An 18,919-nucleotide genomic window follows, 5' to 3' on the forward strand; every position below is an offset into this window, starting at 1 on the left:
GCTCAGTCTTCCGGTCGGCGGTGGACGACCACGCAGGCCAGACCGGGGCCGGCGTGCGCGGCGACGACCGCACCCGCCTCGGAGACGTACGTGTCGTGCAGCCGGTCGCCGAACCGTTCGGTGAGCGCGGCGCGCAGCGCCTCGGCCCGTTGCGGGGCGGCCAGGTGGTGCACCCCGAGGTCCACGTCGTCGTCGCCGGCCGCCTCGACGGCCAGGTCCACGAGGCGCGCCACTCCCCGGCTGGCGGTGCGGACCTTCTCGCGCAGCACGATCGAGCCGTCCGGCATGTGCATGATCGGCTTGACGGACAGTGCGGTGCCGAGCAGCGCCTCGGCGGCGTTGATCCGGCCACCCCGGCGAAGGAACTCCAGCGTGTCGACGTAGAACCAGACGGTGGTGCGGGCGATGGCGGCGAGCGCCGCGTCGCGTACACCGGGAAGGTCGACACCGGCCTCGGCGGCGGTGGCCGCCGCGATGGCCGGGAAGCCCAGCCCCATGCCCGCCGAGCGGCTGTCCACGACCTCCACCCGGCCGTGCAGGTCGGCGGCGGCCAGTCGGGCGGCCTCCACCGTGCCGGACAGCGCGGCGGAGAGGTGCACCGAGACGATCCCGTCGGCGCCGGCGTCGAGCAGTTGCCGGTACGTCCGCGCGAACTGCTCGGGGGCCGGTCGGGAGGTGGTCGCCGTGACCCGGCGGGCGCTCAGTGCCAGGGTCGCGTCGGCCGGCTGGGTCTCCACCCCCTCCAGCCCCTCGGCGCCGTTGAGGACGACGGTCAACGGGACGACGGTCAGCCGGTGCGCCTGCACCAGCTCGGGTGGAAGGTAGGCGGTGGAGTCGATGACGACCGCGACGGGCATGCCCGGCACGCTAGCCGATCGAGGCCGCGAACGCCGAGGTGTGCCCGCTCAGACCGCGTCGACGGCGACCGCGGCGGTGATCAGGCCGACGTTGTGTGCCCGCAACTGCCAACCCCGCACGTCGTCGTGGCGCAGCTCGGTCCAGTGACAGTTGGCCAGTGAGCCGACGGTGCGCAGCACGGCGGTGTCCCAGCCGAGCAGGCGTCCGATGCCCTGCCGCGAGCCGCCACCGTGAGTGGCGATCACCACGGTGCCGCCCCGCGCGGCGTCGGCTGCGTCCTGTAGCGCCGCGCCGACCCGCTCGCCGAGGTCGTGCAGGGGCTCCAGATCCGTGCCCGGGTCCGGGTCGCCGGCCCGCCAGCGTGCGTACTCCTCGGGGAAGCGTTCGGCGACCTCGGTGAGGTGCAGACCCTGCCACTGGCCGAAGTGCCGCTCGCGCAGCCTCGCGTCCGCGCGTACCGGCAGCCCGGTCAACGCGGCGAGCGCGGCGGCGGTCTCCGCGGCGCGGCTCAGGTCGCTGGCCACGATGGCGTCGGGCCGCAGCGCCGCGAGCAGCGGCGCGGCGGCGCGGGCCTGGTCGCGGCCGAGCTCGTTGAGGGGTACGTCGGTCTGCCCCTGGACTCGGTTGGCGGCGTTCCAGTCGGTGTTGCCGTGCCGCCAGACGATCAGTCGGGTCATTCGGCGGCGGCAGCGGGCCCGCTGGCGTCGGCCTCGACCAGGTCGCGATCGACGAACGGGATGGTGGGGCAGTCCTTCCAGAGGCGGTCGAGCCCGTAGAACTCGCGCTCCTCGGTGTGCTGGACGTGCACCACGATGTCGACGTAGTCGAGCAGCACCCAGCGGCCACCGCGCTCGCCCTCGCGCCGCACCGGCTTCGCCTTCTCCGGCAGCTCCAGGAGGCTCTCCTCGATGGCGTCGACGATGGCCAGCACCTGACGCTCGTTGGGGGCGGCAGCGAGCACGAACGCGTCGGTGATGGCGAGCTGGTCGCCGACGTCGATGATCGTGATGTCCTGCGCCTTCTTGTCGGCGGCGGCCTGGGCGGCCGCGATAGCCAGCTCGTGAGCGCGTTCGGAAACTGTCACCGTTCTCCTTCGATCAAGCGTGCGATCCTCCAAGCGTCTCATACCCGGCGGCGCCCCGATCGGCCAGTTCTGGCCGGTTAGGTGCACAAACCTGGGTATAACGGGTGCGTTCAGCCCTGATAGAGGCTCCGCTTGGCGATGTACTGCACCACACCGTCGGGCACCAGATACCAGACCGGCTCACCTCGGGCGACCCGGGCGCGGCAGTCGGTCGACGAGATCGACATCGCGGGCACCTGGATCAGGCTGACGGTGTCCGCCGGAAGGTGCTTGTCGGTCAGCGGGAAGCCGGGCCGGGTCACGCCGATGAAGTGGGCCAGCTCGAAGATCTCGTCCAGGTCCTTCCAGGACAGGATGCGTTGCAGGGCGTCCGCGCCGGTGATGAAGAAGAGCTGCACCTTCGGGCCGTACTCGGCCTGTAGGTCGCGCAGGGTGTCGACCGTGTAGGTCGGCCCGCTGCGGTCGATGTCGACCCGGCTGACCTGGAAGCGGGGGTTGGAGGCGGTGGCGATGACCGTCATCAGGTACCGGTCCTCGGCAGGGCTGACCGGCTCGTCGGCCTTCTGCCACGGCTGCCCGGTGGGAACGAAGACCACCTCGTCCAGGCCGAACCGGTCCGCCACCTCGCTGGCCGCGACGAGGTGCCCGTGGTGGATCGGGTCGAAGGTGCCACCCATGATCCCGATCCGCCGGATATCTTCCTCCACCCGATGATCGTAGGCCGAGCGAAGTGGCCGAGCGTCCCGGCCCGGCAGAGGCCCACCCCCCGCCCGAATGCCCGGCCTCAGGAGGCTCCTGGCGGGGCATTCTCCGTCATGATCCACTCGGCTTTCAGGAAGGCGGGCCATCCCGCCGCCGGGACACCGCGACTTCACGAAAACCGAGTCGATCATGCGCTGAGGGCGCCGGGCGGGAGGGCGGGGGCGGGGGCGGGGCGGGGCGGGGCGCCGGGGTGGCCGGTTGGCCACCGGACCGGGCCGTCGTCAGGCGGAAGCGGCGGCCACCGCCGTCCGGGCGACCAACGCGCGGCGCAGGTCGTCGTCGGCGTCGGTCACCACCCGGCGTAGGCCGGGGGTCAGGTCGTCGCGGGCCAGCAGCGCCGCGGCCGCCTCCCGGGTCGGCTGCGCCACGGCGTAGCGGGGGAACGCCAGGGCCGCCACCCGGTCGGCCGTCCAGGGGGTACGCCGAGTCGCGGCGGCCGGCATCTCCGTGAAGTACCGATCGACGTAGTCGGCGGTCAGCTCGGCCTGTTCGGGTTGCCAGAAACCCTCGGCGGTCGCCTCCAACAGTCGGTTGGACAACTCGGTGTCCCGCACGATGATCTCCCAGGCCGCCTGCTTCGCCGCCGGGTCGGGCAGGGCCGCCCGGCACCGGGCGGCCCGTTCCGCACCCGCGGAGCTGTTGTCGGCGGCCGCCTCGATGACGATCTCCGCCTCGCCGGCGGCGCCGAGCACCACCAGTCGACGCAGCGCCGCCCAGCGCAGCTCGGCGTCGACCCTCAGCCCGGCCGGCACGTCCCGGCCGGCGAGCCAGCCGACGAGCAGATCCGCGTCGGTGGTCGAGACGATCCAGGCCCGCGCGGCGGCGAGCTGCAACGACCCTCCGGCCGGTGCGCCGTCGAGCATCCGCTGGCACGCCCCCGCGACCCGGGCCAGCGCGGCGGACCGGGTCAGCGGGTCGAGGTAACGGTCGACAAGTGACCGGCTGAGTGTCAGCACGTCCTCCGCGATGATCACTTCGGCTTCGGTGGGCAGCACGGCGGCCATCAGGTCGACCAGGCCGGCGACCGGGCGTTCCCCGTCGGTCGCCGCGTCCAGCGCCTCGCTCCAGAGCACCGCCCTGGCCAGCGGGTCGGTCAGACCGGGCAACACCAGCGGGACGGCGTCCGCCGACGCCGGGTCGAGGCGCACCTTGGCGAACGTGAGGTCACCGTCGTTGAGCAGCAGCAGCCGGGCCACCGGCTCCCCGGTCAGCGCACCGAGCACGGTCCGGCCACCGTCGGCGCTAGGGTCGATGTCCACCTCGTCGCGCCGCACGGTGCCGTCCGCCGAGTAGCGGCCCACGCCGATCCGGTGCGGGCGCAGCACGGGATGCGACTCGGGCGCGGTCTGCACCACGGCCACCTCGGTGTAGTGGCCGTCGGCGCCCACGGCGACCTCGGCGCGCAGCGTGTTGACCTGCGGTCGGCGCAGCCACAGCTCGGACCACCCGGAGAGGTCCCTTCCGCTGCTCGTGGAGAAGCTCGCCAGCAGGTCGGCGAGGGTGGCGTTGCCGAAACGGTGCGCGGCGAAGTGGGCGTTCAGGCCGGCGAGGAACGCGTCGTCACCAAGCCAGGCGACCAGCTGCCGCAACACGCTGGCGCCCTTGGCGTACGAGATGCCGTCGAAGTTGAGCAGGCCCTCGTCGGCGTCGGCCACCTCCGACGGGGCGACCGGGTGGGTGGAGGGGCGCTGGTCGGCGGCGTAACCCCAGGCCTTGCGGCGCATGGCGAACGTGGTCCACGCCTGGTCGAAGCGGGTCGCCTCGGCGGTGACCCGGGTGCCCAGGTATTCCGCGAAGGACTCGTTCAGCCACAGGTCGTCCCACCAGCGCATGGTGACCAGGTCACCGAACCACATGTGCGCCATCTCATGAGCGATGGTGGTGGCCCGCTGCTCGCGCTCGGTGTCGGTGACCGCCGAACGGAACACGTAGTCGTCCCGGAAGGTGACGATGCCCGGGTTCTCCATCGCCCCGGCGTTGAACTCCGGCACGAACGCCTGGTCGTACTTGCCGAACGGGTAGCGCTCCGTGAAGAGCTGGTGGAACCGGTCCAGGCACTGCCGGGTGACGGTGAAGATCTCCTCGGCGTCGGCGTCGAGGTGCTCGGCGAGCGACCGGCGGCAGTAGATGCCCAGCGGCACGCCGTCGTGCTCGGCCCGCCGGACGTGGTACGGCCCGGCGATCAGCGAGAAGAAATACGTGGCCAGGGGCGCGCTCGGGGCGAACTCCCAGCGCCCGGGGGCCGGGTTGGCGGTCACCTCCGCGTTGCCCACGACCGTCCACTGCGGCGGGGCGGTGACCGAGAGGGTGAACGGCGCCTTGAGGTCGGGCTGGTCGAAGGCGGCGAAGATGCGCTGCACGTTGTCGAGGAAGCTCACCGCGTAGAGGTAGGTCTCGCCGTCGGCCGGGTCGACGAAGCGGTGCATCCCCTCCCCCGAGTTGGAGTACGCCATCTCCGCCTCGACGACCAGCGTGTTCTCCGCGGCCAGATCGTGCAGCGGCAGCCGGTTGTCGGTCAGCAGGCCGGGATCGAGGTCGCGGTCGTTGAGGCGTACACCCAGCAGTTTGGCGGGCTTGACCTCGGCGAAGGTGGCGGCGCCGGCGGTGGCCCGGAACCGGATCTCGACGCGGGAGCGGAACAGGCCGGCGTCACCGGTCAGGTCGAGGTCCACCTGATAGGACTCGACGGTAATCGTCGCGCCACGCGCGGTCGCCTCTACACGGGTCAGGCTCGGCATCCGCTTATCCTGCCCGATGGGGATCGGCACCCGGTCACCACCTCGACCCTCGGCACTGGAGGAAAGAACCATGGCGCAACACCCCAAGGGCGACTTCGACCTCTCTCGGGCGGTCTGGCAGCGAGCCGAGGGGGACACCTCCGACAGCGCCGTCGAGGTCGCCTTCGTCGACGACCTGATCGGGATGCGCAACTCGGCCGAGCCGGAAGGACCGGTGCTGGTCTTCACGCAGGCCGAGTGGGACGCGTTCGTGGCCGGCGCGCAGGACGGCGAGTTCGACCTGGACTGAGCGCTCCCACCGACTCGTCGCCGCGGGGTCGGCGGGCCGGCGACCGTGACCGGGACCCCGGCACGGCGGCGCGCGCGAGGTGGCCGGTCCACTGCCGGATCGGCCACCCCCGGGCTCCAGAGATCACCCATCGGAGGGGCCGTCGCCGTCGCCCCAGCCGAGGCCACCGGGGCCCGGGGCATGGTGGAAGCCGGGATGGCCGGCCACATCGACGCACCGCTCCCCGTCCGGGCCGACCGCGCCGCAGAACAGCCGCTCGGCCCGCTGCCAGGCGTCCGCCGGTGACAGGGCCGCCGCCCCCAGCGCCACCTCCGGGCGGAGCAGGCTCAACGCCTCCGCGTACGCCACGGCCAGCTCGCGCGCCTCGGCCGTGCCGGGTGCGGTGAAGCCCAGGTGCACGGTGAAGAACCGGTGCGGACGGGTGGGTCGCCGCGGCGGCCCGATCAGTGACCGCCCGTCGCGGCCCCCGCCCAGCGCCTCGGCCGCTCGCCGCTGCCGCCAGTGTGGCGATCTGTTGTCCCGCATCCGCCCTCCCCGTGGTTGCCCCACCAGCAGCAAACCAGGTTCCGCCGCCCCTGGGAGGGGCCAGCCGGGCGGGGTTCAGCGGCGTCCACGGGGGTAAGCGCGAGGGCCGACGGCGACCAGCCGGACCTGCGCGTGAGGAGACCCGATGGCGACCATGCCGGCCGACCGCAGCCCGGACAGCACGCTCGCGCTGCTCCGCGCCGGCTACCGGTTCATCGGCGAACGCTGCGAGCGCTACGGCAGCGACATCTTCCGGACCCGGATCCTGCTCGCCCCGACCATCTGCCTGCGCGGGCGGCCGGCGGCGGAGCTGTTCTACGACAATGACCGTTTCCAACGTGCCACCGCGATGCCGCTGCGGGTGCAGCGGACCCTGACCGGTCAGGGCGGCGTGCAGGGGCTGGACGGGCCGGAGCACTCCGAGCGCAAGGCCATGTTCATGTCGATCATGGCACCGGCCGCGATCCAGCGGCTCGGCCAACTCTTCGACGACGAGTGGCGGACCCGGATCACCGCCTGGCAGGGTGCCGGCCCGGTGTCGCTCTACGACGAGTTGGGGCGGCTGCTGACCCGGGTGGTCTGCGCCTGGGCCGGGGTGCCGCTGCCTGAGTCGCAGGTCGGGCGGCGCGCGGTGGAGCTGCACGCCATGATCGAGGCCCCGGCGGTGGCCGGCCCGCGGCACTGGCGGGGACGGCTCGCCCGGCACCGCGCCGAGCGCTGGCTCGCCGGCCTCGTCGAACGGACCCGGGTCGGCTTCGATCCGGCGCCGGCCGGCAGCGCGCTGGCCGTGATCGCCGAACAGCGGGACGGGCGCGGCGACCTCCTCCCCCGGCGGGTCGCGGCGGTGGAGCTGCTCAACGTGCTGCGCCCGGTGGTCGCCGTCGACCAGTACATCGCCTTCGCCGCGCTCGCCCTGCACGACCATCCGGCCTGGCGGCAACGGGTCCGCGACGACGACGAGGCCGCCGCGCACTTCGTCCAGGAGGTACGCCGGTACTACCCGTTCTTCCCGATGGCGGCGGCCCGGGTCCGGCGAGCCTTCGACTGGCAGGGCCACCACTTTCCCAAGGGACGACGGGTGCTGCTCGACCTCTACGGCACCAACCACCACCCGTCGCTCTGGCCCCAACCGGAGCTGTTCCGCCCGGAGCGGTTCGCCGGCCGCCAGGTGGACCCGTTCGAGCTGATCCCGCAGGGCGGTGGTGACCACTGGTCCGGCCACCGCTGCGCCGGGGAGTGGATCACCATCGACCTGATGAAGCGGGCGGTCGCCAACCTGACCCGCGCCATGCGCTACGACGTTCCGGTCCAGAACCTGGCCCTGGACCTGCACCGGATGCCCGCGCTGCCGCCCCTGGGCCTGACCCTGACCAACGTCCGCCGCACCGCCTGACCCGCCCCGCAACGGAGCTGCGATGTCCTCGTTCAGCCCTACCGATGACGCCCGGCGTGCCGCGCGTCGGCGGGACGGCGACCACGAGGGCGCCGTCCGGCTACCGATGGCGTACGTGCTGCCGTTGCGCTGGCACAGCGACACCGGCCTGGCCGAGCTGACCGACTATCTGCGCTGGCTGGGCGCCCGACTCGACGTGCTCGTGGTCGACGGTTCACCTCCGGACCTCTTCGCCGGGCACGCCGAGGCGTGGCGAGGGCTGGTCCGGCACCTGCCCCCCGACCCGAGCGAGCACGGCCTCAACGGCAAGGTGCTGGGCGTACGCACCGGGGTCCGCGCGGCCGGCCACGAGCAGGTGGTGATCGCCGACGACGACGTCCGGTACGACGAGGCCGCGCTGACCGCCCTACACCGACTGCTGGGCCGGGCCGACCTGGTACGACCGCAGAACTACTTCGACCCGCTGCCCTGGCACGCCTGGTGGGACACCGGCCGCACGCTGCTCAACCGGGCGCTCGGGGCGGACTACCCGGGCACCCTCGCCGTGCGGCGCAGCACCTTCCTCGCCATGGGCGGGTACGACCCGGACGTGCTCTTCGAGAACCTGGAGCTGATCCGCACCGTGCGCGCGCACCACGGCACCGAGGCCGCCCCGGCCTGGCTGTACGTCCGCCGACTGCCTCCGGACGCCGCGCACTTCCGCAGCCAACGGGTCCGTCAGGCGTACGACGACCTGGCCCAACCGGCCCGCCTGCTGACCGCGCTCGCGGTCCTGCCGGCGCTGGCGGCGGCGGTCGCGTCGCGCCGGCACCGGTTGCTGCTCGGCGCGGCGGCCGGCGTCGTGGCCCTGGCCGAGACGGGTCGCCGTCGTGCCGGCGGTTCCCGGGTGTTCCCGCCGACCGCGGCCCTGGCGGCCCCGCTCTGGCTGTTGGAACGGGGCACCTGCAGCTGGTTGGCGCTCGCCCAGCGTCTCGTGTTCGGCGGCGTCCGCTACAACGACACCCGCATCCGCCACGCCGCCAACCCCACCCCCCGCACCCGCGCGATCTTGCACTTTCTGTTGGGACAGAAATCCCCGTAAGCGACAAATCTCCAACAGAAAGTGCAAGATCGCCGGGGGTAAAGGGCGGGGCGCGGGGGCGGGGGAACGCGACAGCTCGCGGGCACCGGGGTGGCCGCGAGCTGTCGTGCTGGTGGGGTGGGTGGGTGGGTGGGGTCAGGGTCAGGGGCTGACGTGGTGCCGCGCCTGGTCCTTGACGTCGTTGGCGGCGGACTTCGTGTCGTCCTTGACCGCGTGCACGGCGTCCTGGGCGGTGGACCTCACCGACTCGGCGGCCTGCTGGACCGGCTCGCGCAGCTCGCTGGCCACCTCGCCCAGCTTCTCCTTCACCGCGCCGCTGTGCTCGCTGACCTTGGCCTTCACCTGGGTGGCGGCCTGCTGCTCGCGGCGGGAGGCCGGAATCAGCGACGAGGCCAGCCAGCCGACCCCGAACGCGATCAGACCGGCGGCGAGAGGGTTGCCCTGGGACTTCTGCCGGATCACCCGCGGCGCGCTGTGCGCGGCGTCGTTGACCGTGGCGGCCGCCGAGTGCGCGGCGTCGCTGACGCTGGAGGCCGCCGACGAGGCGCGGTCACCCACCGAGTGGGCGGCGTGGCCGGTGCCGTGGCCGAGGTCAGACGCGGTTCCCATGACCTTGTCCCTCACATTCTGCAGAGCGGAACGGGCCCGCTGCTTGCGGTCGTCGACGATGCGGCTGGGGCTGACCTTGTACGCCAGCGCGTCCACATCGGAGCTGAGGCTGTTGCGGGTGGCTTCGATCTCCCGGCGGATCTGATCGGGATCGGTGCTCATCGGGTGACTCCCTCCGGGTGCGGCTTGAGCGCGTCGGGGATCCGCTGCACGCTGTCGTTGGTCTGCTTGAGCCCGCGTACGTGCTGGGCGTTCTTCTTGGCCATCGAGTAGAGGACCGCGGCGACCACGGCCCAGAGCACGGCCACGATCAGTGCGGCGAGGCCGGAATCCATGACGTTGTCCAGGAACTGCCACACGGCGATGGACACGAAGAGGGCCACCATGTAGCCGCCGAAGCCTGCGCCGCCGAAGAGGCCCGCCGCCTTGCCGGCCTTCTTGCCCTCCTGGCGGATCTCGGCCTTGGCCAGCTCGACCTCCTGACGCACCAGCGTCGACAGGTCGGTGGTGACCTGCCGCATCAGGTCACCCAACGAGCTGTTCTTCACCTCGGCGGCGGAGTGCGGAGCTCCCGCGTCGGGGTGGTAACCGGAGTCCAGGCCGGACCCCTGCGTCGGCATGCTCATGCCGTCGTCTCCCTTCGGATGACTCGGCGGCTCACGGACGGGGGTTGCCGGTGGACGGCACGCCCGGCAGCGGGTCGGTCTGGGTCACCGGCGGCAGCGGCTGACCGGTGCCGGAGTGCTCCGGGTAGTCACCCCGGCCAGGCTCGGGGTAGGTGCCGGGCGCCGGGTCGGCGTAGCCACCGGACGCCGGGTCGGCGTAGTTGCCGGGCACCGGGTCGGCGTAACCGCCGGGCGTCGGCGGGGTGTGCGTGCCGGGGGTCGGGTCGAGGTAGCCGCCCGGCGGAACGGCGTCCGGCACCGCGCGGGGTGCCGGCGGGGGCGTCGGAATCACGGCGGTCTGCTCCGGGTCGTACGCCCCGGCGCCCCGGTAGCTGGACGATCCGTTGCCGGAGTCGTCGCTCGTGGCGGAGAGGCCACGGGTCAACCGGCCGGCCAGCACGCCGAGCACGGCCGCGCCGACCAGGAAGGTGCCCGGGTTCCGTCGCGCGTAGTCGCGTACCTCGGTGAGCAGGTCACCGGGCTCGCGCTCCTCAAGCCACCCGGCGACGCCGTGCACCCGGTCGGCGGCCTGGCGGGCCAGCTCGGTCACCGGGCCGGCCTGGCCACCCTGCTCGGCCATCGAGCGCATCTCGTCGGCCAGCGAACGCAGCCCACCAGCGGCCCGGCGCTGCTGCTCACCGGTCTGGCTGGCGAGTTGGCTGCGCGCCTCGCCGTACAGGTTGCGGGCCTGCCGGGCCGCCTCACGGCCGACCTCGGTGCCCTGTTCCCTGGCGGTCTGGGCGACCGCGCCACCTGCGTGCGCCGCCTCCGAGCCGACCTGGCGTGCCTGCTCGCGGACACCGCCGCCATTGGTCGACTGCTGCCCGTACGTGGAAGACGTGGATGAAAGATCGTAAGTCATGATTTCCCTTCCGCTCAGAAAGTCGTCGCGGTTGTGCTGGGGGGATGCGGTCGCGTCTCGGCAGCCGCTGACCATTCACCTACCCTGCGTTTTGCCTTCCATACCTCTTCGTGCATTTCTCTGCGGGGTCAGCCGGATGGACTTCAAAATGGAGGATCGTCGGGCTGCGTCACGTCGCCGCTGCGGACAGTGAGGTTCGCGAGGCTGGCAGATCCACGAAGGGGGCAGCGATGGCACGAGACGCGCGGGGCGGCCGAGCGGCCGGCCACCGACCCCGGGTCCAGGTGGCCGCGCTGGTCGTCGCCGGTGTCTTCCTGCTGATCGGCGTCCTCGGCTTCATCCCCGGCGTCACCACCGACTACGGCGAGTTGAGGTTCGGCGGGCACCACTCGGAGGCGCAGCTGCTCGGTCTGTTCCAGGTGTCGATCCTGCACAACGCGGTTCACCTGATCTTCGGGCTGGCGGGCCTCGTGCTGGCCCGCAGCGTCGCCGGGGCCCGCGTGTTCCTGGCCGCCGGTGGCGCGATCTACCTCGTCCTCTGGCTGTACGGGCTGGGGATCGAGGCGATCGACCCGGAGGCCGGCGCGAACATCCTGCCGATCAACGACAACGACAACTGGCTGCACCTCGCGCTCGGCTTCGTCATGCTCGCGCTCGGGCTGCTGCTGTCGAACACCGCGGGCACCGGCGGGCGCCTGGACAACCCCGCCGACCGGCATTGACCTGGGTTTCGTGGTCGCGCCCGCCGGGGTAATCGACCCACGAAGGAGGTTGGATCATGCCTCGTTGGCTGCGTGACAACGCACTGGCCGTCACCATGCTGGGTGCGTTCCTGGTCTTTCTGGTGTTGCAGAGCGTCTTCGGCTGGCAGACCCACAATGAGGAGCTGACCGAGTTCGGGGCCACCCCGTTGAGCTGGCCGGCGTACCTGACCAGCGGGCACTTCGCCGAGGCGGTCTTCGAGAACTGGGAGTCGGAGTTCCTCCAGATGGGCGGGTACGTGCTGCTCACCGCGTACCTGGTGCAGCGGGGCTCGGCCGAGTCGAAGCCGATCGAGCAGACCGACCGACCGGAGGACGACGAGCGCCGGGCTAACGCGCAGTCACCCTGGCCGGTACGTGTCGGCGGCCTGCCACTGGTGATCTACCGGAACAGCCTCTCTCTCGCGCTGTTGCTGATCTTCGCCGGTTCGTTCGTCGGTCACCTGCTCGGTGGCACCGCCGCGTACAACCAGGAGCAGGCGCTCCAGAGCGGGGCGCCACCGATCGGGGTGTGGGAGTTCCTCGGCACCAGCGACTTCTGGTTCCAGTCCATGCAGAACTGGCAGAGCGAGTTTCTCGCGGTCGGCGCGCTGATCCTGCTGAGCATCGTGCTGCGCCAGCACGCCTCGCCGGAGTCGAAGCCGGTCACCGTCGCGCACGCCAGCACGGGCGCCTGACCCGGCGACGCGGCAGCGGTGCGGCGGCCGTCAGGCCGCGACCGGCAGCCGCTTGGCAAAACAGATGCTGTACGGGTTACCCACGTACTCGCCGTAGACCGGGATCTGCTGGTAGCCGCACGAGGTGTACAGGCCGATCGCGGCCGGTAGGTAGGTGCCCGTCTCCAGGCAGACCACCGAGTGCCCCTGCCGGAACGCGCACTCCTCCAGTGCGGCGAGCAGTTGACGGGCGATGCCCCGCCCCCGGTACGCGGGCCGGACGTACATCCGCTTGACCTCGCCGGTTTCGGCGTCGATCGCCTGGAGCCCCCCGCAGGCGACCGCCCGACCGTTCACCACCACCGCCAGGTAGCGCACGTCGTCGTGGGGGACGAAGACCTGCCCGTCCAACCCACCATCGGCCTCGCGCAGCTCACGCTGCTGGGCGGTGACCATGGCGGCGATCTCCGGATCGATGGCAGGCCGGGACTCGATCAGCATCACCCCACGCTAGGAGGCGTGGATTTCGCGCAGGTTTCCGGAATTCAACCCGGTCACGGAGCGCAACGAAACTACTTGGCGTCGTCCTCGTCGAGGAGGTCGTCGTCAAGGTCGTCGGACGCGTCCGCGCCCACCTCGTCCGCCGATCGCACCCGGCGAGCCTTCCGCGCGGCGAGCCGGTCCGCCGCCGAGGCCCGGTTCGACTTCTCCTCCAGGCGGACGTCGGTGCCCCGGTTGCCGGGCACGAAGTCCACGCCGGCGTAGAGCGTCGGCTGCCAGTCGAACTCGCGCTCACCGATTCGGACCAGGTCACCGGGCTGCGCGCCGGCCTTGGCCAGCTTGTCCTCCACCCCGAGCCGGGCCAGCCGGTCAGCGAGGTAGCCGACCGCCTCGTCGTTGTCGAAGTTGGTCTGCTTGACCCAGCGTTCCGGCCGGACACCGCGAACGGTGAACGAGCCGTCCGCGTCGGCCGTAATGGTGAAACCGTCGTCGTCCACGGCCATCGGACGGATCACGATCCGGGTCGGCTCGGCGGGCGGCGCGGCCTTACGCTCCGCCTCAACCAGCTCCGCCATCGCGTAGGTCAGCTCCTTGAGCCCCTCCCGGGTCGCCGCGGACACCTCGAACACCCGGTAGCCGCGCTCCTCCAGGTCGGGGCGCACGATCTCGGCGAGGTCCCGGCCGTCCGGCACGTCGACCTTGTTGACGGCGACCAGCCGTGGGCGGTCGGTGAGACCGCCGTACTGGCTCAGCTCGGCCTCGATGGCGTCGATGTCGGCCACCGGGTCACGACCCGGCTCCAGGGTCGCCGAGTCGATGACGTGCACCAGCACCGCGCAGCGCTCGATGTGCCGCAGGAACTCCAGGCCCAGCCCCTTGCCGGTGGCCGCGCCGGGAATCAGGCCGGGCACGTCGGCGACGGTGAAGGTGTGGTTGTCCATCCGGACCACGCCGAGGTTGGGCACCAGGGTCGTGAACGGGTAGTCGGCGATCTTCGGCTTGGCGGCGGAGATCACCGAGATCAGCGACGACTTGCCGGCGGACGGGAAGCCCACCAGGCCCACGTCGGCGACGCTCTTCAGCTCCAGCACGATGTCCAGCTGGTCGCCGGGCTCCCCCAGCTCGGCGAAGCCAGGCGCCTTGCGCTTGGCGTTCGCCAGCGAGGCGTTGCCCCGGCCGCCGCGCCCGCCGCGGGCGATCTCGAAGGTGGTGCCGGCGCCGACCATGTCGGCGAGCACCGTGCCGTCGGTGGTCTGGACCACGGTGCCGTTGGGCACCTTGAGCACCAGGTTGTGGCCGTTGGCCCCGTCCCGGTTCGACCCGGCGCCGCCCTTGCCGTTGTCGGCCTTGACGTGCGGGTGGAAGTGGAAGTCGAGCAGCGTGGTCACCTGCGGGTCGACCACCAGGGACACGCTGCCCCCGTGCCCGCCGTTACCGCCGTCCGGCCCACCGAAGGGCTTGAACTTCTCGCGGTGGATCGAGACACAACCGTGCCCGCCATCGCCGGCCTGCAAATGCAGAACGACCCGGTCAACGAACGTTGCCACGGCGTCAATCCTTCCAGCGAGGTCCAACCCCGCACTACGTGAAAAAGGCTAAGCGGGCCGGGACCCGGAGGTCCGCGGCCCGCTTAGCGAAGAGAACTACTGCTGCGGAACGATGCTGACGGTCTTGCGACCGCGCTTCGTGCCGAACAGGACCGCACCGGCGGACAGCGCGAACAGCGTGTCGTCGCCGCCACGGCCGACCAGGTCACCGGGGTGGAACTTGGTGCCACGCTGCCGGATGAGGATCTCACCGGCGCTGACGACCTGACCACCGAAGCGCTTCACGCCGAGTCGCTGGGCCGCGGAGTCACGACCGTTACGCGAGCTGGACGCACCCTTTTTGTGAGCCATTGGAGGACGACCTACTTCCCGCTGGAGATGCCGGTCACCTTGACCTGGGTCAACGGCTGGCGGTGACCCTGGCGCTTGTGGTAGCCGGTCTTGTTCTTGAACTTGTGGATCCGGATCTTCGGGCCCTTGGTGTGCGCGGCAATTTCGCCGGACACCGCGACCTCGGCAAGCTTCGCCGCGTCGGTCACCAGGTCGTCACCGTCGACGAGGAGCACCGCGGTGAGCTTCACCGCGTCACCGGGGGCGCCGGTGAGCTTCTCGACCTCGATCACGTCGCCCTCGGCGACCTTGTACTGCTTGCCGCCGGTCTTGACGATCGCGTACATCGGAGGCGGACTCCCTGTCGTTGAGGCTGCTGGCGGTCGTCCCCGCGGCGGCTCGCCGGGTAGCAGTGCACGGCGGCGCGGGCACACGGGAACTCGGCACACCAAAAGTGCGCCGCAGGCAAGAGTACGCCATCGCCGGCCCGGACCCCAAACCGGCCCGCCCTGGTCAGCGCGCGCAGAGTTGGTCGAGGCGCTGCTGGAGCCGGTCGAGTTCGGTCTCGTCGATCGACTCGACGTCGACACCGAGCGCGGAGACCTCGGTGCCGAGGTCGGTGAGCAGAGTCTTGAGCTGCGGATCGGTGGCCCGTCCCGACTGCTCCCGCAACGCGGTCCGCCAGCCGGCCAGCGCCGCCTCGGCCCGCCCCCGGGCCACCTCGGCCGTGCGGCTGTCCCCGGCGCCCACCGCTGCGACCAGCTGGCCCAACTCGGCCACGTACGTCCGCACGGCGGTGGTGCTGGCCTCCTGCGCGGCGGCGCAGACCTGGGTGGCGTTGCCACCCGCCACACCACCGCTGGCCGACAGGCCGGTCGGTTCGGGAGAGGTGCCACCGGCCGCGGAACCGGAGGCCCCGGTGGAGGCGGACCGTCCGGCGGAGGTGGACCCGTCGGCGGCGCAGGCCACCGCGCCGAAGAGCACGATGACCAGAGCGGTGACGGCGAGCAGACGGCGCATCTTCATCTCCTGACCCGGGACGGCCGATCCTGGACCGGGTGACCGCAACGGCGAGGTCCCTTCCCCGTCACATTGCCGGGGAAGGGACCTCGTCAAACACTTGGCCGGTCAGGCGTTCAGGGGCGGGTCCGCCGACGGGCGCCACCACGGCGGGATCGGCGACGACCGCCGCCACCCTCGGCGCTCTCCTCGTCGCCCTCACCGTCGGCGAGCGCGTCCGGGTCGTCCGCCGCGGCCAGCCGGGCCGACTCACCCTGCTGAGCGTCGGAGATCGCCGGTGCGGCGGCGGTGTCCGACTCGTAGCGGGACAGGTCATAGCCCATGGTGTCCTGGTAGTCGGCGTCCGGCTCGGCGGCGGAGTCGGTGTCGACCACCTCGACCACGGTCCGCTCGGCCGGGGCGTTCTTCCGCGCCCGGCGACGGGACGACGTGCTGCCCTGCTCGGCGGCCGGAGCGGCGGCCACCGACGAGGCGACGGCCTTGACCTTCTCCCCCGCACCCGCGGGCCGCGGCTTCTCCGGCACCGGCTCGGTGTGGATGATGACGCCCCGACCCTTGCAGCACTCGCAGGTCTCGCTGAACGCCTCCAGCAGGCCCGCGCCGATCCGCTTACGGGTCATCTGCACCAAACCGAGCGAGGTGATCTCGGTGACCTGGTGCTTGGTGCGGTCCCGGCCCAGGCACTCGGTGAGTCGACGCAGCACCAGCTCACGGTTCGACTCCAACACCATGTCGATGAAGTCGATCACCACGATGCCGCCGATGTCACGCAACCGCAGCTGGCGGACGATCTCCTCCGCCGCCTCCAGGTTGTTGCGGGTGACGGTCTCCTCCAGGTTGCCCCCGGAGCCGGTGTACTTGCCGGTGTTGACGTCCACCACCGTCATCGCCTCGGTGCGGTCGATCACGAGCGAACCGCCGGAGGGCAGGAAGACCTTGCGGTCCAGGCCCTTGATGATCTGCTCGTCGATCCGGTACTCGGCGAAGACGTCGCTGGTGCCGACGTGCCGGCGCACCCGGTCGACCAGATCCGGCGAGACGTGCGACAGGTACGACTCGACCATGTCGTACGACTGCTCGCCCTCGATCACCAACTCGCGGAAATCCTCGTTGAACAGGTCCCGGACCACCCGGATGACCAGGTCGGGCTCCCCGTAGAGCAGCACCGGAGCGCCACCCTCGGCGGCCTTGGCCTGGATGTCCTCCCACTGGGCCTGGAGCCGCTTGACGTCGCGGGCCAGCTCGTCCTCCGTGGCACCCTCGGCGGCCGTCCGGACGATCACGCCCGCGCCGTCCGGGACCAGCTTCTTGAGTACGTCCCGCAGCCGCTTGCGCTCGTTGTCCGGCAACTTGCGGCTGATCCCGGAGGCGTTGCCGTTGGGCACGTAGACCAGGTGCCGTCCGGAGAGCGCGATGTGGCTGGTCAGCCGGGCGCCCTTGTGCCCGATCGGGTCCTTGGTGACCTGGACCAGCACCGAGTCGCCAGAGCGGAGCGCCTGCTCGATCGAGCGCGCCCGCCCCTCCAGCCCGGAGGTGTCCCAGTTGACCTCACCGGCGTACAGCACCGCGTTGCGGCCCCGGCCGACGTCGACGAACGCCGCCTCCATGCTCGGCAGCACGTTCTGCACCTTGCCCAGGTACACGTTGCCGGCCATCGTGCCGGAGGAGTTGCGGGTGACGTAGTGCTCCACCAGCACGCCGTCCTCCAGGACGGCGATCTGGGTGCGGTCACCGCGCTGGCGCACCGCCATCACCCGGTCGACGGACTCCCGGCGCGCCAGGAACTCCGACTCGCTGAGGATCGGCGGTCGGGTACGCCGCTGCTCCCGACCGTCCCGACGGCGCTGGCGCTTGGCCTCCAGCCGGGTCGAACCGGACACGCCCTGCACCTCGTCGACGGTCCGACGCGGCTCGCGGATCTTCACCACGGTCGGCACGCCGTCGTCCGACGCACCCTCGGTGTCACCGGCACCGCGGCGACGGCGACGACGGCGACGACGGGTCAGGCCGTCCCCACCCTCGGACTCCTCGTCCTCGTCACCCTCCGCCTCGGCGGTCTCTTCCTCATCGGCCTGCGCCGCCTCCTCGGACTCCTCGTCCTCGGCGTCGTCGGCTCCGCCCTTGCCCCGGCCCCGGCCCCGGCGACCACGCCGGCGGCGACGGCGCGCGGCGGCGCTGTCCTCGTCGTCCTCATCCGCCTCGGTGGCCTCGTCGGCCTCCTCGATCGGTTCTTCCTCGGCCTCGATCGCCTCGATCGGCTCCACCGGCTCCGCCTCGCGGCGACCACGCCGACGGCGGCGAGTCGGCTCGGCGGCCTCCTCGACGACCGGCTCCTCGGCCACCGGCGCGGGCTCCACCGGTCGGCTCACCGGCACCGCGTCCGGCTGAGGCGCCATGAACAGCACCGTCGGCGCGGAGAGCGCGGCCCGCCGGCGACGGGTACGCGGCTGCTCCGGCTCGACCTCGGCCGGCTCGTTCGGCTCATCGGTCACACCGGGAACAGCGGCACCCGGCGACACCTCACCGGAACGCTCCCGCGCGCCGCTGTTCCAGGCCAGTTCGGCGGCGGGCGCGCTCGGGGGGGCCGCCGAGTCGTTCAACTCGGCCTCGGCCTCGCGCAGGTCGGACTCCGCCGGCTCCTCGCTGTCGACCGGTGCCTCGACGGCGGGCACCTCGTCGGCGGCGGCCGGTTGCTCGGTGGCGGGCGGCTCCTCGACGGCAGCCGGGACGGCCTTCTTACGCCGGGTACGGGTCACCTTGACCGGCGGAACCACCTCGGCCGAGGCCGCCTCCGCGGCGGCGGCGACGAGCGGCTCCTCGGCGGGCGTCTCGACGGCGGTGGCCTTACGGCGGCGCCGGGGGGTCTTCGGGGCGACGTCCAGATCGCCGGAGACCGGTGCGAAGACCTCCGCCTGCGGCGACTCGGCGCTGCCGGCGGCACCGGTGGGCGCCTCGACCGGCGCGTCGGTCTGCTCCGGCTGGTTGAGCGGCGCGGCCCGACGACGGGTCGCCCGGGTGCGCCGCGCCGGCGCGGCCGGCTCGGCGGCCTCTCCGGCCGGCTCGCTCTCCGCCCCGGTCGGTTCCACCGAGGCCGAACCGACCGCGGTGCTGGGGGGCGCGACGGCGGCGCCGTCGGCCGTGCTGCTCTGGTCGGCGGTGTCACTGGCCGGCTGTGAACCGGTCCGTTCGCCGCCCTCGGGCTCGTTCTCGAGCATGGACGTTCTCCAGTTCTGGCTAC

At 72.1% G+C, this 18,919-nt stretch carries 20 protein-coding genes; 5 read left to right on the forward strand and 15 right to left on the reverse strand.

Annotated elements, in window-relative coordinates; translation table 11 throughout:
- Positions 1-2: 2 nt before the first annotated feature.
- The 5 genes from AB0J33_RS27620 to pepN form a co-directional block, all read right to left on the reverse strand.
- A complete protein-coding gene (locus tag AB0J33_RS27620; RefSeq protein WP_363617414.1) occupies positions 3-857 on the reverse strand; it encodes a DegV family protein in 855 nt (284 codons plus the stop codon).
- 48 nt (positions 858-905) lie between these two features.
- Positions 906-1,535 carry a histidine phosphatase family protein gene (locus AB0J33_RS27625; RefSeq protein WP_363617416.1) on the reverse strand — a complete coding sequence of 210 codons (630 nt, stop codon included), beginning with the start codon at positions 1,533-1,535 and terminating at the stop codon, positions 906-908.
- The gene (rsfS, locus tag AB0J33_RS27630; RefSeq protein WP_363617418.1) at positions 1,532-1,942 is read right to left on the reverse strand and encodes a ribosome silencing factor; all 411 of its coding nucleotides are present in this window, start codon (positions 1,940-1,942) and stop codon (positions 1,532-1,534) included. Before rsfS ends, AB0J33_RS27625 begins: the two co-directional genes overlap by 4 nt.
- A gap of 110 nt (positions 1,943-2,052) precedes the next feature.
- The gene (gene nadD / locus AB0J33_RS27635) at positions 2,053-2,649 is read right to left on the reverse strand and encodes a nicotinate-nucleotide adenylyltransferase (RefSeq protein ID WP_238642693.1); all 597 of its coding nucleotides are present in this window, start codon (positions 2,647-2,649) and stop codon (positions 2,053-2,055) included.
- A 276-nt stretch (positions 2,650-2,925) separates the two neighbouring features.
- Positions 2,926-5,442, reverse strand: a complete 2,517-nt coding sequence (pepN, locus tag AB0J33_RS27640) for an aminopeptidase N (protein ID WP_363617420.1) — start codon at positions 5,440-5,442, stop codon at positions 2,926-2,928.
- Positions 5,443-5,512: 70 nt separating this feature from the next.
- Here pepN and AB0J33_RS27645 point away from each other — a divergent pair, with 70 nt between their 5' ends.
- The gene (locus AB0J33_RS27645; RefSeq protein WP_030491749.1) at positions 5,513-5,731 is read left to right on the forward strand and encodes a DUF397 domain-containing protein; all 219 of its coding nucleotides are present in this window, start codon (positions 5,513-5,515) and stop codon (positions 5,729-5,731) included.
- A 123-nt stretch (positions 5,732-5,854) separates the two neighbouring features.
- Here AB0J33_RS27645 and AB0J33_RS27650 read toward each other — a convergent pair whose 3' ends face one another.
- Positions 5,855-6,256 (reverse strand): hypothetical protein, encoded by a 402-nt coding sequence (locus AB0J33_RS27650; RefSeq protein WP_363617422.1) that lies wholly within the window; start codon positions 6,254-6,256, stop codon positions 5,855-5,857.
- A 145-nt stretch (positions 6,257-6,401) separates the two neighbouring features.
- Between AB0J33_RS27650 and AB0J33_RS27655 the strand changes: the two genes are divergently transcribed.
- Positions 6,402-7,649, forward strand: coding sequence for a cytochrome P450 (locus AB0J33_RS27655; RefSeq protein WP_363617424.1), 1,248 nt, complete (start codon positions 6,402-6,404; stop codon positions 7,647-7,649).
- A 22-nt stretch (positions 7,650-7,671) separates the two neighbouring features.
- Positions 7,672-8,730, forward strand: a complete 1,059-nt coding sequence (locus AB0J33_RS27660; protein ID WP_363617426.1) for a glycosyltransferase family 2 protein — start codon at positions 7,672-7,674, stop codon at positions 8,728-8,730.
- Positions 8,731-8,871: 141 nt separating this feature from the next.
- Here AB0J33_RS27660 and AB0J33_RS27665 read toward each other — a convergent pair whose 3' ends face one another.
- From AB0J33_RS27665 to AB0J33_RS27675, 3 genes are read right to left on the reverse strand one after another with little or no spacing between them, the layout of a single operon-like run.
- On the reverse strand, positions 8,872-9,501 hold the full coding sequence (locus AB0J33_RS27665; RefSeq protein ID WP_363617428.1) for a DUF3618 domain-containing protein: 630 nt from the start codon (positions 9,499-9,501) through the stop codon (positions 8,872-8,874).
- Positions 9,498-9,965 carry a phage holin family protein gene (locus tag AB0J33_RS27670; RefSeq protein WP_363617430.1) on the reverse strand — a complete coding sequence of 156 codons (468 nt, stop codon included), beginning with the start codon at positions 9,963-9,965 and terminating at the stop codon, positions 9,498-9,500. The genes AB0J33_RS27665 and AB0J33_RS27670 overlap by 4 nt, the downstream gene beginning before the upstream one ends.
- A gap of 31 nt (positions 9,966-9,996) precedes the next feature.
- Positions 9,997-10,866, reverse strand: coding sequence for a hypothetical protein (locus AB0J33_RS27675; protein ID WP_363617432.1), 870 nt, complete (start codon positions 10,864-10,866; stop codon positions 9,997-9,999).
- A 230-nt stretch (positions 10,867-11,096) separates the two neighbouring features.
- On the opposite strand from AB0J33_RS27675, the gene AB0J33_RS27680 reads away from it, so the two are divergent.
- Together AB0J33_RS27680 and AB0J33_RS27685 are read left to right on the forward strand one after the other, a co-directional pair.
- Positions 11,097-11,588 (forward strand): DUF4383 domain-containing protein, encoded by a 492-nt coding sequence (locus tag AB0J33_RS27680; protein WP_363617434.1) that lies wholly within the window; start codon positions 11,097-11,099, stop codon positions 11,586-11,588.
- Positions 11,589-11,644: 56 nt separating this feature from the next.
- Positions 11,645-12,304, forward strand: coding sequence for a DUF6766 family protein (locus AB0J33_RS27685; RefSeq protein WP_363617436.1), 660 nt, complete (start codon positions 11,645-11,647; stop codon positions 12,302-12,304).
- A gap of 30 nt (positions 12,305-12,334) precedes the next feature.
- Here the strand turns inward: AB0J33_RS27685 and AB0J33_RS27690 are convergent, their stop codons facing one another.
- The 6 genes from AB0J33_RS27690 to AB0J33_RS27715 all read right to left on the reverse strand — a co-directional run bounded on the left by AB0J33_RS27690 (position 12,335) and on the right by AB0J33_RS27715 (position 18,896).
- Positions 12,335-12,784 carry a GNAT family N-acetyltransferase gene (locus AB0J33_RS27690; RefSeq protein ID WP_363617438.1) on the reverse strand — a complete coding sequence of 150 codons (450 nt, stop codon included), beginning with the start codon at positions 12,782-12,784 and terminating at the stop codon, positions 12,335-12,337.
- 71 nt (positions 12,785-12,855) lie between these two features.
- Entirely contained in the window at positions 12,856-14,331 is a 1,476-nt protein-coding gene (gene obgE / locus AB0J33_RS27695) for a GTPase ObgE (protein WP_363617440.1), read from the reverse strand.
- 96 nt (positions 14,332-14,427) lie between these two features.
- Positions 14,428-14,682: a 50S ribosomal protein L27 gene (gene rpmA, locus AB0J33_RS27700; RefSeq protein WP_074313740.1), complete on the reverse strand. Its 255-nt coding sequence runs from the start codon at positions 14,680-14,682 to the stop codon at positions 14,428-14,430.
- 11 nt (positions 14,683-14,693) lie between these two features.
- Entirely contained in the window at positions 14,694-15,008 is a 315-nt protein-coding gene (gene rplU, locus AB0J33_RS27705; RefSeq protein ID WP_007464063.1) for a 50S ribosomal protein L21, read from the reverse strand.
- 166 nt (positions 15,009-15,174) lie between these two features.
- Positions 15,175-15,681 carry a hypothetical protein gene (locus AB0J33_RS27710; RefSeq protein WP_363617442.1) on the reverse strand — a complete coding sequence of 169 codons (507 nt, stop codon included), beginning with the start codon at positions 15,679-15,681 and terminating at the stop codon, positions 15,175-15,177.
- Between the two features lie 116 nt (positions 15,682-15,797).
- Positions 15,798-18,896 (reverse strand): Rne/Rng family ribonuclease, encoded by a 3,099-nt coding sequence (locus AB0J33_RS27715; RefSeq protein ID WP_363617444.1) that lies wholly within the window; start codon positions 18,894-18,896, stop codon positions 15,798-15,800.
- Positions 18,897-18,919: the final 23 nt, after the last annotated feature.

The organism is Micromonospora sp. NPDC049645, from assembly GCF_040675155.1.
Classification (GTDB): Bacteria; Actinomycetota; Actinomycetes; order Mycobacteriales; family Micromonosporaceae; genus Micromonospora.